This is a genomic window from Amycolatopsis iheyensis, assembly GCF_024703995.1.
GTDB classification, from domain to species: domain Bacteria; phylum Actinomycetota; class Actinomycetes; order Mycobacteriales; family Pseudonocardiaceae; genus Amycolatopsis; species Amycolatopsis iheyensis.
In genome coordinates, this window is record NZ_JAMXQV010000022.1 from 1 (window position 1) to 14467 (window position 14467).

Below are 14467 nucleotides of genomic sequence, written 5' to 3' on the forward strand. Positions count from 1 at the left end.
GCGTTGATCGCCCTGGCCCGCCGCCTGGTCGACGTCATCTGGGCACTGCTGCGCGACGGCCGTGAGTTCCATCCCTCACCACCGGTCACAGCCGCAGCTGGCGCTTGACACGATCATTGAAACTCCTCAGTTCCGGCGTGCCGCGAGTTCGGCGAGCATGGCGTTGTAGGCGTCGCGGTCGGCTTCGCCGCTGCGGTCGGCCCGGCGGGCCTTCCGTTCGTCGTCGCGCGACCACTGCACCAGCAGGGCCACGACCATGACGACCATCGGGATTTCCCCGCTGGCCCAGGCGATCCCGCCGCCGAGCCGCTGGTCGGCGAGCAGGTCACCGGCCCACGGGAGCGCGAGGTAGTGGTAGTAGGTGGAGGCGATCAGCGTCTGCTTGCTCATCAGGATCACGCCGAAGAACGCGTGGAACGGCATCACCGCGAACAGCATCCCCAGCCGCACCAGGTGTGGCAGCGGCCGCGGCGTCCGGTCGGCGCCGACCACGACCCAGGCGAACAAATACCCCGTCGCCAGGAAGTGGAGCTTCATCAGCTGGTGCGCCCAGTGGTAGAGCATCGCCTCGCCGAACAGGTCCGAGAAGTACAACGCGTAGAACGACCCGGTGAACAGGATCGCGGCCACCGCGGGGTGGGCGAAGAACCGCGTCACCGGGGCGTGCAGCAGGGACGCGATCCATTCGCGAGCGCCGGGGACGTCACCGCGAGCGGGCAGAGCCCGAAGGGCGAGCGTGACCGGGCCGCCGAGCACGAGCAGGACCGGCGCGAACATGTTGAGCGCCATGTGCGTCACCATGTGCAGGCTGAACGTCCCCGGCGCGTAGACGCCGAGCCCCGACGACGTGACCACTACGACGATCGCCCACCCCGCCAGCCAAGCCACCACGCGTCCCGGCGGCCAGTGATCGCCGCGACGGCGCAGCCGCCGGAGCCCGAGCAGGTATCCGGTCACCGCGGCCAAGGCGATCGGCGCGAACAACAGGTCCGGACGCCAGCCCCCGGCCAGCCGGGCCAGGGTCAGCGGAGCGTCGAGACCGTAGCCGAGCACGGTTTCCTGCACCGTGGCCGGGTGGTTCACGAACGACGGCGGGACCAGCGCCGACAACGCCGCCGAGCCACCGGTGCCCAGCGCCAGCAGAACCAGCTCCGCCACGACGAGCAGCGCCCCGGACCGCCGTCGACGCCATGCCGCGACGCAGCACCCGGCGGCCAGCAGCACCGCCGTCTCGATCGCGAGAACCAAGCCGTAACGGCTGATCAGTCCGTCCGGCCGGGCGAGCACGAATCCGGCCACCGCGCCCGACAACGCGGTCACCACGAAGCAGACCAGCGACAGCCGGTGGTACCGGCGGAGCACGAGAGCGTCGGGTCCGCGACGCAGCCGGGCCAGCAACGCGACCAGCGCACCGAGCCACGCGCTCGCCGCGGGGACGTGCCAGAACATGACATTGGTCGCCACGTCGTGGCCGGCACCCACCGAGACGTGCCCGACCGACACCAGCGGCAGCAAGCCGACGCCCGCGGCGACCGCCGCCGCGACGGCCGTCCGCCAGGCCATCGCCGGCCACGCCAGCGCGGTGGTCACGGCCGCCGCGACCGCGACGCACAACCACGCCTTGGGCTCTTCGGTGGCGCTCAACGTCGGCAGGAACACCTCCGGCCGCAGCACGCGCGCGACCGGCAGGCCCGCGGCGACCGCCGCCGAGAACGGCACGGCGACGACCGCCGCGGCCAGCCAGCAGGCCGCGCACCCCGCGGCGAACCGGCTCGCCGCATACGCGTCGGCCGACAACGCACCGCCCCGGCGACCGGGCGCCACGAACGCGGCGAACACCAGCCCGCCGAAGCACCCCGCCGCCGCGGCGTCGGCCGCGAACCGCACCACCGCGAAGCCGTAGGTGGTCAGCGGCCCCGGATCGGCGTTGCCCAACGGCGCGTACACATCACCCGCGGTGGCGACGACGAGCAGCACCAGGGCGAGCCCGGCCACCACCGCCGTCACGACCACGGCGCGGAACCGGGACGTCTTCACCCCTCAGCCGTCGGATGGACCCCGGTCCCGGTTCCCGCCTGTGAGCCACCACACAGTCCACAGAGGACGGTCAGGCCATGGTGAGCAACATCAGGCCCATGCCCAGGGCCATGACGCCGTTCGCGCCGCCACTCAGGGACCGCAACGGGGGCCGCGACGCGCGGGCGTCGTCGATCGCCCGGCTCAGGAACACCAGTCCCGCCACGACGAAGACGGCCACGAGCACCAGCGCGACGGTCGTGACGTCCGCGGGGGTCGATCCGGCGGCGCCGGACACGGGCATCGCCATCCCCTCGTGCCCGGCCATCTCCATCGTGCCCCCCGGACCCGCCATCCCGCTCATGGCGCGCGGCATCACGAACACCATCCACGCCATGGCCGCCATCATGACGACGTGGTAGACGGCCACCCGGCGGCCGCCGTGGTCCGCGTGCGCGGCGCCGGTGCCCGCGACGACCGCGAACCAGACCGCGGCCAGGACGAAGAACACCGTCTGCGGCCAGCGGGCGATGCTCATCGTCGCGGGCCACGCCATCGCCACCATCGCGACGCACATCACGACGTGCAGCACGTCGCCGGCCCGCTCCGCGGCCGTCCCCTGCCGGAGGCAGCGGTAGGCGCAGAAGGCTCCGGTCAGGGCGAACATCGCGGTCAGGATCCACCGCAGCCCCTCGGCCGTGATCATGCGTCCACCTTCCGCCGGCGCGCCTCGAACAGGCCGTCCACGATGAGGAAACCCAGTAGTGACAACCCGAACAGCGGCAGGTAGTAGCCGACGACGGCGACCACGACCAGCACGGGCGCCAGCACCCGTCCCGGGATCCGCCGCCAGGTGCCGCGCAACGGTGGCCGCCCGGCCCGGGCTTCGCCGCGCGTGGGCCGGCGCAGCCACCACATCCGGTAGCCCCAGACGATCACGCAGATCAGCGCGACCGCCAGCAGCGTCAGCGCGATCTGGTTCCAGATCCCGAACAGGAAGCCCATGTGCGCGTCGATCCCCCACGTGCTGAGCTTGGCCGCGAGGTTGTAGTCGGCGAACCGGAGCGTGTCGGTGATGGTTCCGGTCGCCGGGTCGACGGCCATCGAATCGGCCTGCACCGGCCAGCTGCGCCCCATCTGCGCGACCACGTAGCCCTTGCCGGGCCCGGCCGGCGGGCGGACTTCGACCGGATCGGTGAGCCCGGCCCGCAGCGTCGCTTCGCGGGCGCCGTCGAAGCCGATGTCCCGCGCGCCGGTCGTCATCGGGACCTTCGCCGAGACCGAGGGGCTGGTCCAGTCCAGCTGCGTTCGCAGCTCGCTGATGTTGGCTCCGGTGTGGTTCGACCACGTCAGGCCGGTGGCGGACAGGAACAGCAGCCCGATGGCCAGGACCAGGCCGGTGCGGCCGTGCCAGGTCAGCAGTTTCGCGCGGGGGCTGGGCGCGGCGGCGCGCTTGCGGCGGCGGCGCCCGAACCAGAGGGCGAGCCCGGCGAGCACGACGATCCCCAGCCAGCTGGCCGCGAGTTCGCTGTACAGCCGCCCGAAGTCCCCGAGGTGCATGCTGCGGTGCAGGACGTCGATCCAGCCCCGGACCGGCATCGCCTGCCCCGAACCGTAAGTCTCCAGCTGCCCGCGGACAGCTCCGGTGTGCGGGTCGACGAACACCGTCCAGTGAAAGCTGGGCTCCAGGCCGGGGCGGTTGAAGATGACCTGCGTCGTGTCGGTCGGCGTCGGCCCGGGGCGCACTCCGGTCAGGGTGCCGTCCGGCACGAGCGCCTTCGCCGTCGCGGCTTGCTGGTCCAGGGGAACGGTTCCGGCCGCGGCCGCGACGTGGAGTTCGTGGTCGTAGACGCTTTGCTCCAGCTGGGGCGCCCAGACGTAGGCGAGCCCGGTGACGGCGGCCACGAGCAGGAACGGGCCGATGAAGACGCCGGCGTAGAAGTGCAGGCGCAGCACCAGCGGGCGGATTGCCGACCACCCGAAGCGTTGGTCCGCGGGGGCTTCGCCGGCGGGATCGGCCGCCGCCGGTTCTTCGCGCTGGTCGATGGACATCAGGCTCCTCTCAGCCGCCCTCCTCCAGCACAAGTCGGTCCGGGAGCGCCGTTGGTTCCCGGCATTCCGGTGATCGGAACCACTTTGTCCGTTGTGGATTCAGGGGAACTCCGTCCCGCGGGCAGCCGACCACTGGAGCGCGGGGATCACCCGGTCCTCGCACCAGGGCCGGCGGCGCCGCTGAGAGTTTTCCACTCCTGAGGCTCCCGGGAGCCGCCGCCGGCCCGCTCAGCCCACCGGGGCGAGGACCGCGTCCAGGACTCCCGACTTCACGTCGGCGACGAGCACCGCGAGCTGTTCGCGGCTCATCTCGATCCGCTGGCCGAAGTCGTCGGTGATCACCACTTCACGCTCCGGCGGCGCCCCGTCGGCCAGGAACAACTCCGGGCACCCGCAGTTGCACTGGCCGCAGAAGGTCGCGATGTGCCGCATCCCGGAACCGTGTTCGGACATGACCACCCACTCCTCGTCGTCGGGTCCCCTCTTCCGGTAGTCGGCTGCCGGGCCCGGTTGGTTCCCGACGGGTCTCAGGCCGCCCGCCGGCCGGTGGGCAGCTGGGGGAACCGGCGCCGCTGCGGCCGCTCCGGCACACCACCCACCACGTCGCCGGATTCGCCGGTCCCGCTCGCGCCCGGTGCGGGTACGCGGTCGGCCGACGGCGGGGCCGGCTGTCGCGCGTGCTGCTGTCGCACCGCGAAGAGCAGTGCCACGCCGGCGACGACCAGTGCGTGGGAGGCCACCCGGTCGATCGCGACCTGCCCGGTCGAGAGGTCGACGCCCGAGACGACGCCGAGCACCACCACGAACCCGCCGAGGGCGGGCAGGAGGCCGGCGGCGGCGGACGGGCGCAGCGCGGCCCAGAGCAGCCCGATCCCGACCGCGACGTTCCAGGCCGCGCTCTCGTTGCCGAGGTGCACCAGCCCGCCGTGGGCGGCGTGGCCGACGTCGGCGCCCAGCAGCTCGGCCAGCCCGAGGCCGCTCTGCACCAGCGCGACCAGCCCGAGTGCCACCCGCAGCCGCCACGGCTCCGGCCGCGGCGCGGGCACCTCGGCGAGGATCCGCGCGGTGAGGTCCGGCACCCGTGGTGCTTCCCGGACCAGGGTCGCCCGGCGAAGCGCGGTCGCTCGCTCTTGCCAATCCCGGCATGCCGGGCAGCCCGCCAGGTGGCGGTCGAGGACGTCGTCGGCCACCGCGGGCTGCTCCCCGTCGATCCGGGCCGAGAGCGATTCACGCAAGTCAGAGCAGTTCACACTCCAATGGTCGGCCCTGGGGCCGCCGGAGTTCCCACCGGTGTCGGCTACGGTGTCGGTTTGTGACTACCGGCAGGGACCGCGACGACGAGCGGATCACCGCCCTCGCACTCGAGGCCGCCCACGGCGACCAGCGCGCCTTCGAGGCGTGGGTGCGCGGGACCCAGGCCGACGTCTGGCGCTTCGTCGCCCACCTGGCCGGCTCCGGGGTGGCCGACGACCTCACTCAGGAGACATACGCCCGGGCCGTGACGGCGTTGGCGCGGTTCGCGGGACGTTCGTCGGCCCGGACGTGGCTGCTGTCCATCGCGCGCCGCGTGGTCGTCGACCACTTCCGCGCGCGGTCCGCGCGACCCCGGACCCACGGGCAGGACTGGGAAGCCGCCGCCGAGGCGGAGTCGGCCCGGCGGGTGAGCGCGGGGTTCGAAGACCTCGTCGAGGCGGGCCTGCTCCTCGAGGGGCTCGATCCGGAACGCCGCGAAGCAATCGTCCTGACGCAGCTGCTGGGCTACTCCTACGCCGAAGCCGCCGAAGTCTGCGACTGCCCGATCGGCACCGTCCGGTCCCGCGTCGCTCGAGCCCGCGAAGAACTCCTCACCGCGAGGGACGAGCGCGACGCCCTCGGTTGAGCACGCGGCGGTACCCGAGCTGCCCGAGGTCGCCGTGGTGGTCGGCTTCGCTGCTCGTACCCCCGGGGTCGAGGTGACGGCGGTGTTGCCGCCGGTCAAGCCCGAGTCGCTCGAGTTGCCGGTCACCGCGATCTTCCCGGCAACTACTTCGAGCCCACCGTGCTGGCCGGCATCCCCGACGGCTCCCCCGGCCACCGCGAGGAGTTCTTCGGGCCGGTCGCCCTGTTCTGGACGGCCCACGACGAAACCGAGCAACAGCGGTTCGTCACCGAAGTGGAGACCGGGATGATGTACATCCACAAGTTCACGGAATCGACCCCGGAAGTCTCCTTCGGCGGCGTCAAGACCGTGTGGATCGCCTGAGCCGGCTACTCGAGCCGGTGCTCATCCAGACCCACCATAGCGGCGCACCGTCTCGACCGGTGCAGGCAACGGTCACACTTTCGCGGTCGATCCACGCCCGGCACCTGGGGCCGGGCCGGACCGACCGGCAGTTCGGGTTTGCGCCACCCCACAGCCGGGGTAGGAATGCCAGATGGCCGACATCACCAGCCTCATCCTCGACGACCACGACTGGTTCCGGCGCCAGTTCGCCCGGCTCGACGACCTCACCGACACCGCCGACCTGGCCGCGGTCTGGCAGCCCCTGGCCGACCTTCTCGACGTGCACGCCCGCGCCGAAGAGGAGATCTTCTACCCCCACCTGCTGCGCCGCGGCGAAGACGCCGAGGAGGAAACCCTCGACGCCATCGGCGACCACAACGACATCCGCGACGGCGTGCACGAAGCCGCCCTGCACCCCGTCGGGAGCACCGCGTGGCACGAAGCGGTGAACAAGGCGCGGTTCGCCAACAGCGAGCACATGGCCGAGGAAGAGGACGAAGGCCTCGCCGACTTCCGGCGCCATGCCGACCCCGGCCTGCGGGAAGAGCTCGGCCGCCGGTTCCTCGAGTTCAAGCGACAGCACGAGGGCGCTCGCGACCTCGACGTCAGCGACCTCGACCCCCGGCAGTACGTCGAGCAGGAACTCGGCGACCGTCCCGCCGACGCTTCCCTCGGCATCGGCAGCCTCAAGGAACAGGACTGACATGAACCACCTGATGCGTGACCTGGCCCCGATCACCGACGCGGGCTGGAAGGAGGTCGACGCCGAGGCCAGGGAGCGGCTGCAGACCCACCTCGCGGCCCGCCGCCTCGTCGACGTGGCCGGCCCGCACGGCTGGCGCCACTCCGCCACCGACCTGGGCCGCACCACCACTCTCGCCGCCGCTTCGCTGGCCGACGTCGGTGAGGGCGCGGTGGTCCGGCAACGGCGGGTGCTGCCGCTGACCGAGGTGCGCGTGCCGTTCACGGTGTCGCGCGCGGAGCTGGACGACGCCGAGCGCGGCGCCGACGACCTGGAGTTCGACGACCTCGACCGCGCCGCGAAGCAGATCGCGATGATCGAAAACCGCGCCGTCTTCCACGGCTGGGCCGCGGCCGGCATCAGCGGGATCACCGAAACCTGTCCGTACGACCGGCCGGCGCTCGGCGACGACCCCGACGCCTACCCCGGCGTCGTCGCCCGTGCGGTGGACACGCTGCGCCAGGCCGGCATCAAAGGCCCCTACGGGCTGGCGATCGCCCCGGAGGGCTACACCCGCATCGTGGAGAGCACCGAACACGGCGGCCACCTGCTGTTCGACCACCTCCGGCGCGTGCTGGGCGGCGGGAAGGTGGTCCGCGCGCCCGGGCTGGACGGCGCGCTGATCGTCAGCCTGAACGGCGGCGACTTCTCCCTCGAACTCGGCCAGGACCTCGCGGTCGGGTACAGCCACCACGACGCCGACACCGTGACGCTCTACCTCGAGGAGAGCTTCAGCTTCCGGGTCGTCGAAGCCGACGCCGCGATCACCCTGGCCGGCTGACCTGCCGGTGTGGGGTCAACGCTTGGCCGGTGGTGCTGCGCACGCGGACCCGGCGCAGCAGGCGGACGGGCGCGCCGCCGATGCCGATGTTGCCGTCGGCCGGGAGCACGGTGCGCCACGTCGCCTGCAACGATCCGCCACCGGGCTCCTCCACGTCCGTGTCGCAGGCGTGGGCAACCGCCGTGGTTTCGTCCGGCCGCGGGAAAACGACGTCCAGCTCTGGCGTCATACCCGCAATTCGCCTCCGGGCGGGCCGGAAAGAAATTCGGGAGAAGCGGTCATCCGATTGCCGGCCGGAAATTCCCGTTGTCTCACCGGTCTGTTGCCCGAGCGATGCCAGCGTGGCCGAGGGCCGTGGCCACCGCGTGGTCTTCCGTGGCCACCCGCAGCATGCACCGCGCACCCTCGACACCCAGCATGGCATTCCGCACGACCGCGACGACCAGGTTTCCCGTTGTGATCGTGCCATCGGCGACGTGGACGCACGCCCTCAACCGCCGGCTCTCAGGTGCTCGCACGTCTTTCCGAAGAGTTTTCATTTCCGCCCCACCGTCACCCTGGTCGCCGAATCCGGCCGATACCCGGATAGCCGCTTACGGATTTCTTACACATCCCATTGTTCTGCGGGCCGGCGACTACCGTGAGGCGGCATGCGTCCCGGAGTCCTCCTGCTCGCGGTCACACTGTCGGCGGCTGCCTGCAGCGGCACCCCGCCCGCTCCCCCGCAGCTTCCGCCCGCCGCCGAGCCCGCGGCGGCACCCCCGCTCTCCGCGGCCCCGGCGGGAACAGTCGTCACGGTCGGGGCCGAGCCGGAAGGCATCGTCGCCGACGCCACGACGCACCGGGTCGCAGTCGGTGTCCGCCGGCCCGATCGGCTCGTCCTGCTCGACACCGCTACCGGCCGCGTCGCGACCACCGTGCCGTTGCCGGGGCACCTGCGGCACCTGCAGCTCGCCGGGCCGGGCGGCCCGGTCCTGGTGCCCGACGAGACGTCCGACCGGCTCCTGACCATCGGGCTGCCGACCGGGCAGCGGCTGGCCGACGTCCCCACCGGCATGTCCCCGCACGACGCCACCCGCGCCGGAAACGGCCGGATCTTCGCCGCCAACGAGAACGGCCGCAGCGTCGCCGTCGTCGCCGACGGCCGCGTCCAGCACACCTTCACCGACGTCACCCAGCCCGCCGGGCTGGCCGCGGTCGGGAACCTGGTCGGCCTGGTCGACGTCCGCCAGAACGACCTCTCGATCTACGACGCCGCCGGCCTCACCCGCACCGCGCGGCTACCCGCCGGCGCCGGCCCCACACACGTCGTGGCCGACCGGCGCGGGCACCTGGTGGTCATCGACACCCGCGGCGGCGCCATCCTGACCTTCGACCCCAGGTCGCCGGCGCACGAACTGTCCCGGCTGGACCTGCCGGGCACGCCCTACGGCGTCGCCTATGACCCCAACCGCGACCACCTGTGGGTGACGCTGACCGCGCGCAACCAGCTCGCCGGGATCGACCTGTCCGGCACCCCGCGGGTGTTCGCCACGATCCCGACGGTGCGCCAGCCCAACACCGTCGCCGTCGACCCCGCCGACGGAACCCGCTACGTCACCGGCACTACGGACGGCGTCGTCGAAATCATCGGCGGCCGAACGTAGGCCGGAGCGCAGTGGAAACAGCGCCGGCAGGACGTCCGGGCATGCGACGTGGTCCGCCCGCAGCCGGCGTCGGTGCTGCGTCGGCTCACGGCCACGTCGCCGCACGTCCGTGCTCGGCGCGGACCTTCTTGCCGGTCCCGCGCGGGAACCCGTGCTTGCCGAGCCGGACTTCGGCGAGCTCGTCCGCGCTGGTCAGCGTGAAGAACAACCCGAGCACCAGGCTCAGCGCCAGACCGCCGAGAAGCAGCGGAACCGGCACCGGGGTGAAGGCGACCAAAAGGGCGAAAGCACCGGCGAGCCAAGGGAGTGCTTCGAAGCAGATGCGCACCGCGAACCGAAGCAGCCAGGTCTTGGCGGTCGCGTCGTGCAGCACCCACTCCCGATAGCGCTCGGGCAGCCGTCCGCCGTAGACGTACCGGATCCACCGCAGCGGCCCCGGCCTCTGCATGTCCATGGGTGGCGGGTACCCGACGCCAGCGACGTCAACCGCCCGCGCCCGTGGTCCGCTCATCGCCAGGACGGAAGGCAGCTGGCGGTTCCACGATGATCAGCCCGGTCCGGTATCAGCGCCGGACCGACGAGCCGGCGCAGCACCAGCGACGGCCACAGCAGCCGGTCGCGAACGACCGCACCGACCCGGCCGTCGCCGGCCCGGCCGGCGACCACGTGATCGCGCTCCTGGAGATCCACCGCCTGCGCACGGCCGGAACACCACCGTCGGTCTTCCACGGCAGCCGCTTCCGCCGTCTGAGACCTCGGCCTCACTCCCGACGCAGCCGGCCGATCAGCAGGTCGAGCGGATCAGGCGTCGGCGCTCAGCCGGGCGATCTCGCGGTGGAGGTCGGGAAGGTGCGCTTCGCTCTCGGGCTTCATCAGGACGCTGCGCAGGATCCGGCCACGGGCGATGTCGCCGTCCACGCGGTGGCCCCGGCGCGCGAGGTCGGCGCCGGCCACCGCGTACGTCGCGACGAACAGGGCCTGCTCCGGCGCGCGGCGCATCCCGGCGTCGAGGACGTGAGCACTGGCCCGATCGATCTCGGAAAGCCGGTCGCGAGCAGGGAAGTAGCCGACGATGTCGAGCTCCGGCGGCTGGAACAGCGTCAGCTCTTCGCTGCCGGTGATCAGGTCCGCCCAGGCGAGCGCGGCGCGGCGCCCGGGGCGCAGGACCGCGCCGAGCCCCGCCGGGGTCAGGGGCAGGACTCGCGACGTCAGCCACAAGGCCGCGGCCGCGGCGCCGGCCCGGGAGCATTCGAGGGAGATCTCGCCGAGGTGCAGCTCGTCGGAGGTGAAGTAGGTGTACGGGGAGTCGTGCAGGTAGTGGCGAGCGACCGACGGGTCGCGGAAGAGCACGGCCCCGCAGCCGTAGGGCTGCAGTCCATGCTTGTGCGGGTCGATCACCACCGAATCCGCGTCGGCGATGGCGCGGAACGGCGCCGAGCGCACGCCGTCGGCGGTGTCGTCGGCGATGAGCCGGAAGTACCCGCCGTAGGCGGCGTCCACGTGCACGCGGGCGCCGTACCGGCGGGCCAGGGCGATGATCTCATCGACGGGATCGACCGCCCCGAGACCCGTCGTCCCGGTGGTCGCGACCACCGTGCCGATCCGTCCGGTGCAGAGCAGGTCTTCGAGCGCGGTCAGGTCGAGCGTGCCCGCCGCGGTGGTGGTCACCGGGACGGCCTCGACGCCGAGCAGCCGGCTCATCCGGCCGTGGGTGTAGTGGGCGTCGGCGCTGTGCGCGATCGCCTTGCCAGGGTGCGTCTCGCGGGCGACGAACAGGGCTTCCAGGTTCGCGATCGTCCCGCTGCTGGTCAGGTGCCCGAGGTGCTGGGGCAGCCCGAACATCGCCGCCAGGTCCGCGACCACCTCCTTCTCCATCGCCGCGGTGGCCGGCCCGCCGTCGAGAGCGTGGTTGTTCGGGTTGATCAGCATCGCGCTCAGGTAGCCGACGACGGCCGCCGGGTGGGGCGGCTTGAGCATCTGCCCGACGTAGCGGGGGTGGAAGAACGGGTAGTTGTCCCGCAGCCGCTCGTGCAGGTCCGCCGTCGCCCGCCGGAGGTCGGCGAGCGGCACGTCCTGGGACGGGTGCGGGTCGTAGCCGCCGTACTCGGACATCCAGGAGCCGACGTCGCGGACCGCGTCGCCGAGCACCGCGGCGAGATCCGCGAGACCGGCCGGTCCGGCGTGCAGGACACCCTCGTTGCGGTTCATCGGCACGACTCCCCCGGCTGGGCTATCGATACATAATTATCGTGACATAACCATCGGGTAGCGTAAAGGGGTGCCGCTCCCCCAGCGTCCGGATCCGTACGCGGACCTCGCCGACCTCGTGCTCAACGTCGCGCGCCTGATCCGCCTGCGCACCCCGGCCGAGCCGCACGTCGTGCCGCTCACCGCCACCGAGCGCCAGGTCATGCGCATCGTCGACCTGCACCCCGGGTGCTCGCCGAGCGAGATCGCCGAACGCAGCCACCTGCAGCGCACGAACGTCAGCACCACCCTCCGCGGGCTCGAAGCCAAGGCCATGCTGACCCGCTCCGGCAACGGCCGGGCCGTCACCGTGCACCCGACCGACCTGGCCCGGACCAACCTCGACGTCCTCCGCGGCTCCTGGTCGGCACTGCTGGCCGGCCTCCTCGACGACCTCGACCCGGCCGCGATCGCGCAGTGCAACCGGACGCTCGCCCAGCTCGAGCAACGCTTCGCGGGCGACGATCACCGGCCGGGCAGCTCGGCCACCTGAGCGTCACCCGGCGCAAGACGGGCTTGCTCCGCCATGTCGACCACATGTATACATGTTGCCTATGAGCAGTCCACAGAATGTCGGCACGCGCGGCCCGTCCGCGCAGGACGTCACGTACGGCTGGCTGAAGAAGCACATCTCCGAGCTGTCGCGGGACGGCGGCGTCTTCCTGAGCGAGTCCGAGGTCGCCAAGCAGGCCGGGACGTCGCGGACGCCGGTACGGGAAGCACTGCTGCGGCTGGAGGCCGAGGGGTTCCTCCAGATCGTCCCCAAGAAGGGGGCCTTCATCCCGCCGATCTCCGACAGCGAGATCGAAGCCGTCATGCAGGCGCGTGCCCTCGTCGAGGACTGGTGCATCCAGCGGATCGTGCCCGCCGACGCCGCGTTCGTCGCCGAGCTCGAAAGCCTCATCGCCGAGCAGGAAGCGGTGATCGACGACCCCGCCGCGTTCATCGAGCTGGACCGGGCCTTCCACCGCCTGCTCGTCCGCCAAGCCGGCAACCCCGTGCTAGCCGAGTTCTACGAATCCCTGCGGGAACGCCAGATCCGGATGGGTATCCGCGCCGTGGCCAGCGGTGAGAACCGCGCGCGCAACGTCCTCGAGGAGCACACCGCGATCGTGCGGGCCCTCGCCGACGGCGACGCCGGGGACGCCCTCGCCGCCCACCTCTCGAGCACCCTCGCCGTCTTGCGCCTGCCGATCCGCGGCGACCTGGCCGGCGAGCACTCCGTGCGAGGCCTCTCGTGAGGGTCGCGCTGGTCCAGCTGGAAAGTCCGGCCGACGAGCCGGCCGCGGACCGCCGCACCCGGGTCGGCGAGCTGGCGCGCTCGGCCGCCGGGGCCGATCTCGTGGTGCTGCCGGAGCTGTGGGCGGTGGGTTACTTCGCCTTCGACGCCTACGAGACCGAAGCCGAGCCCTTCGACGGCCCCACGCTCGCGGCAGCGAAAAGCTGGGCGACGGAGCTGGGCGCCCACGTCCACCTCGGCAGCTTCGTCGAGCGTGATGCCGGCGGACGGCTCTTCAACACGGCCGTGCTGATCTCGCCGGCGGGCGAGGTCGAGCACGTATACCGCAAGATCCATGTCTTCGGCTACCGGTCGCGCGAGGCCGAACTGCTCACCCCCGGCGACGGGATCTCCGTCGCCACCACGGAACTCGGCCCGGTCGCCGCGACGACGTGTTACGACCTCCGGTTCCCCGAACTCTGGCGCGGCCTCGCCGACGGCGGCGCGCAGATCGTGGTCGTCCCGGCCGCCTGGCCCGCCGCCCGGCGTGAGCACTGGCGGCTCTTCACCTCCTGCCGGGCGGTCGAGGAGCAGGTCCTGCTCGTCGCGTGCAACGCCGTGGGCGTGCAGGGCGGCGTCGAACTCGGCGGGCACAGCCGCGTCGTCGACCCGTGGGGCACCGTGCTCGTCGAAGCCGGCACCGAACCGGGCATCACCTGGTGCGACACCGATCCCGGCGTCGTCGAGCGGGCGCGGGCGGAGTTCCCCGTGCTCGCCGACCGGCGCACCGATCTCCCCTTCACCGCTCGAACAGCGAGGACCCCCGTATGACCACATTGGACCTCACCGTGGCCGGCTCCGGTAAGCGCTTACCGGTCCGGCCGGAGAAGCTGATCGTCGCCGGCTACACCGCCCGCGACGAAGCCGCCGTGGCCCGGCACATCGAGGAGCTGGCCGCCATCGGCGTCCCGCCCCCGCCCGCGGTGCCGATGTTCTACGACCTCGACCCGGCGCTGCTCAGCACCGAAGCCCAGGTGACGGTCGACGGCACAGCGACGTCCGGGGAGGTCGAGCCGGTGCTGATCCGCCACGACGGCACCTACTACCTCGGCGTCGGCTCGGACCACACCGACCGCGAGCTGGAACGCGACGACATCGCCGCGTCGAAGGCCGCGTGCCCCAAGCCCGTCGGCGGCGCCGTGGTCGAACTCGGCCCCACCCCGGTGTTCCCGGACTGGGACCAGGCCCAGGCTGGGTCCGAAGTGGACGGACAGCCGTACCAGTCGGGCGCGGTGTCGAGCCTGCGGCACCCGGCCGAGCTGCTCGAGCGGATGACCGCCACGATCGGCGACATCGCGGGCGACTTCGTGCTGTTCTGCGGCACGCTCGCGCTGATCGGCGGCAAGTTCGTGCACGGCGACACGTGGTCGCTGAGCCTCACCCTGCCCGCGGCCGCCCCCCTCACCCACACCTACACGACCGCCCCGCGGTAGGAGTCACC

Annotated in this window: 16 protein-coding genes and 1 pseudogene; 9 read left to right on the forward strand and 8 right to left on the reverse strand. The window is 72.2% G+C overall.

The features are described 5' to 3' along the window. Nucleotides 1-126: 126 nt before the first annotated feature. From M8542_RS34195 to M8542_RS34215, 5 genes are all read right to left on the reverse strand, one after another. Nucleotides 127-2037, reverse strand: a complete 1911-nt coding sequence (locus M8542_RS34195; RefSeq protein ID WP_257924449.1) for a cytochrome c oxidase assembly protein — start codon at nucleotides 2035-2037, stop codon at nucleotides 127-129. Nucleotides 2038-2107: 70 nt separating this feature from the next. After that, the gene (locus tag M8542_RS34200; RefSeq protein ID WP_257924450.1) at nucleotides 2108-2722 is read right to left on the reverse strand and encodes a DUF5134 domain-containing protein; all 615 of its coding nucleotides are present in this window, start codon (nucleotides 2720-2722) and stop codon (nucleotides 2108-2110) included. Continuing rightward, complete coding sequence (locus tag M8542_RS34205) at nucleotides 2719-4068, reverse strand: PepSY-associated TM helix domain-containing protein (protein WP_257924452.1); 1350 nt, start codon at nucleotides 4066-4068, stop codon at nucleotides 2719-2721. The genes M8542_RS34200 and M8542_RS34205 overlap by 4 nt, the downstream gene beginning before the upstream one ends. Nucleotides 4069-4296: 228 nt before the next feature. Continuing rightward, nucleotides 4297-4521: a hypothetical protein gene (locus M8542_RS34210; RefSeq protein ID WP_257924453.1), complete on the reverse strand. Its 225-nt coding sequence runs from the start codon at nucleotides 4519-4521 to the stop codon at nucleotides 4297-4299. Nucleotides 4522-4595: 74 nt separating this feature from the next. Beyond that, the gene (locus M8542_RS34215; protein ID WP_257924454.1) at nucleotides 4596-5318 is read right to left on the reverse strand and encodes a zf-HC2 domain-containing protein; all 723 of its coding nucleotides are present in this window, start codon (nucleotides 5316-5318) and stop codon (nucleotides 4596-4598) included. Between the two features lie 62 nt (nucleotides 5319-5380). Between M8542_RS34215 and sigC the strand changes: the two genes are divergently transcribed. The 4 genes and pseudogenes from sigC to M8542_RS34235 all read left to right on the forward strand — a co-directional run bounded on the left by sigC (nucleotide 5381) and on the right by M8542_RS34235 (nucleotide 7854). Next, nucleotides 5381-5947, forward strand: coding sequence for an RNA polymerase sigma factor SigC (gene sigC / locus M8542_RS34220; RefSeq protein WP_257924455.1), 567 nt, complete (start codon nucleotides 5381-5383; stop codon nucleotides 5945-5947). A 135-nt stretch (nucleotides 5948-6082) separates the two neighbouring features. Further along, nucleotides 6083-6310: pseudogene (locus M8542_RS34225) on the forward strand (aldehyde dehydrogenase family protein); the annotation flags it as partial. Between the two features lie 172 nt (nucleotides 6311-6482). Further along, nucleotides 6483-7034: a hemerythrin domain-containing protein gene (locus M8542_RS34230; RefSeq protein ID WP_257924456.1), complete on the forward strand. Its 552-nt coding sequence runs from the start codon at nucleotides 6483-6485 to the stop codon at nucleotides 7032-7034. A 1-nt stretch (nucleotide 7035) separates the two neighbouring features. Further along, nucleotides 7036-7854 carry a family 1 encapsulin nanocompartment shell protein gene (locus M8542_RS34235; protein ID WP_257924457.1) on the forward strand — a complete coding sequence of 273 codons (819 nt, stop codon included), beginning with the start codon at nucleotides 7036-7038 and terminating at the stop codon, nucleotides 7852-7854. Here the strand turns inward: M8542_RS34235 and M8542_RS34240 are convergent. Further along, entirely contained in the window at nucleotides 7838-8083 is a 246-nt protein-coding gene (locus M8542_RS34240; RefSeq protein ID WP_257924458.1) for a hypothetical protein, read from the reverse strand. The two genes, M8542_RS34235 and M8542_RS34240, sit on opposite strands and share 17 nt — an antisense overlap. Before the next feature lie 421 nt (nucleotides 8084-8504). Here M8542_RS34240 and M8542_RS34245 point away from each other — a divergent pair, with 421 nt between their 5' ends. After that, a complete protein-coding gene (locus M8542_RS34245; protein ID WP_257924459.1) occupies nucleotides 8505-9500 on the forward strand; it encodes an NHL repeat-containing protein in 996 nt (331 codons plus the stop codon). 85 nt (nucleotides 9501-9585) lie between these two features. Here M8542_RS34245 and M8542_RS34250 read toward each other — a convergent pair whose 3' ends face one another. Together M8542_RS34250 and M8542_RS34255 are read right to left on the reverse strand one after the other, a co-directional pair. Further along, nucleotides 9586-9954, reverse strand: coding sequence for a DUF5313 family protein (locus tag M8542_RS34250; RefSeq protein ID WP_257924460.1), 369 nt, complete (start codon nucleotides 9952-9954; stop codon nucleotides 9586-9588). A gap of 347 nt (nucleotides 9955-10301) precedes the next feature. Then, nucleotides 10302-11708 (reverse strand): pyridoxal phosphate-dependent decarboxylase family protein, encoded by a 1407-nt coding sequence (locus M8542_RS34255; protein WP_257924461.1) that lies wholly within the window; start codon nucleotides 11706-11708, stop codon nucleotides 10302-10304. Nucleotides 11709-11778: 70 nt separating this feature from the next. On the opposite strand from M8542_RS34255, the gene M8542_RS34260 reads away from it, so the two are divergent. The 4 genes from M8542_RS34260 to M8542_RS34275 all read left to right on the forward strand — a co-directional run bounded on the left by M8542_RS34260 (nucleotide 11779) and on the right by M8542_RS34275 (nucleotide 14459). Further along, the gene (locus M8542_RS34260) at nucleotides 11779-12240 is read left to right on the forward strand and encodes a MarR family winged helix-turn-helix transcriptional regulator (protein ID WP_257924462.1); all 462 of its coding nucleotides are present in this window, start codon (nucleotides 11779-11781) and stop codon (nucleotides 12238-12240) included. 61 nt (nucleotides 12241-12301) lie between these two features. Beyond that, nucleotides 12302-12988, forward strand: coding sequence for a GntR family transcriptional regulator (locus tag M8542_RS34265; RefSeq protein ID WP_257924463.1), 687 nt, complete (start codon nucleotides 12302-12304; stop codon nucleotides 12986-12988). Continuing rightward, nucleotides 12985-13797 (forward strand): carbon-nitrogen family hydrolase, encoded by an 813-nt coding sequence (locus M8542_RS34270; RefSeq protein ID WP_257924464.1) that lies wholly within the window; start codon nucleotides 12985-12987, stop codon nucleotides 13795-13797. The genes M8542_RS34265 and M8542_RS34270 overlap by 4 nt, the downstream gene beginning before the upstream one ends. Beyond that, a complete protein-coding gene (locus tag M8542_RS34275; protein WP_257924465.1) occupies nucleotides 13794-14459 on the forward strand; it encodes a DUF2848 family protein in 666 nt (221 codons plus the stop codon). The genes M8542_RS34270 and M8542_RS34275 overlap by 4 nt, the downstream gene beginning before the upstream one ends. Nucleotides 14460-14467 lie beyond the last annotated feature (8 nt).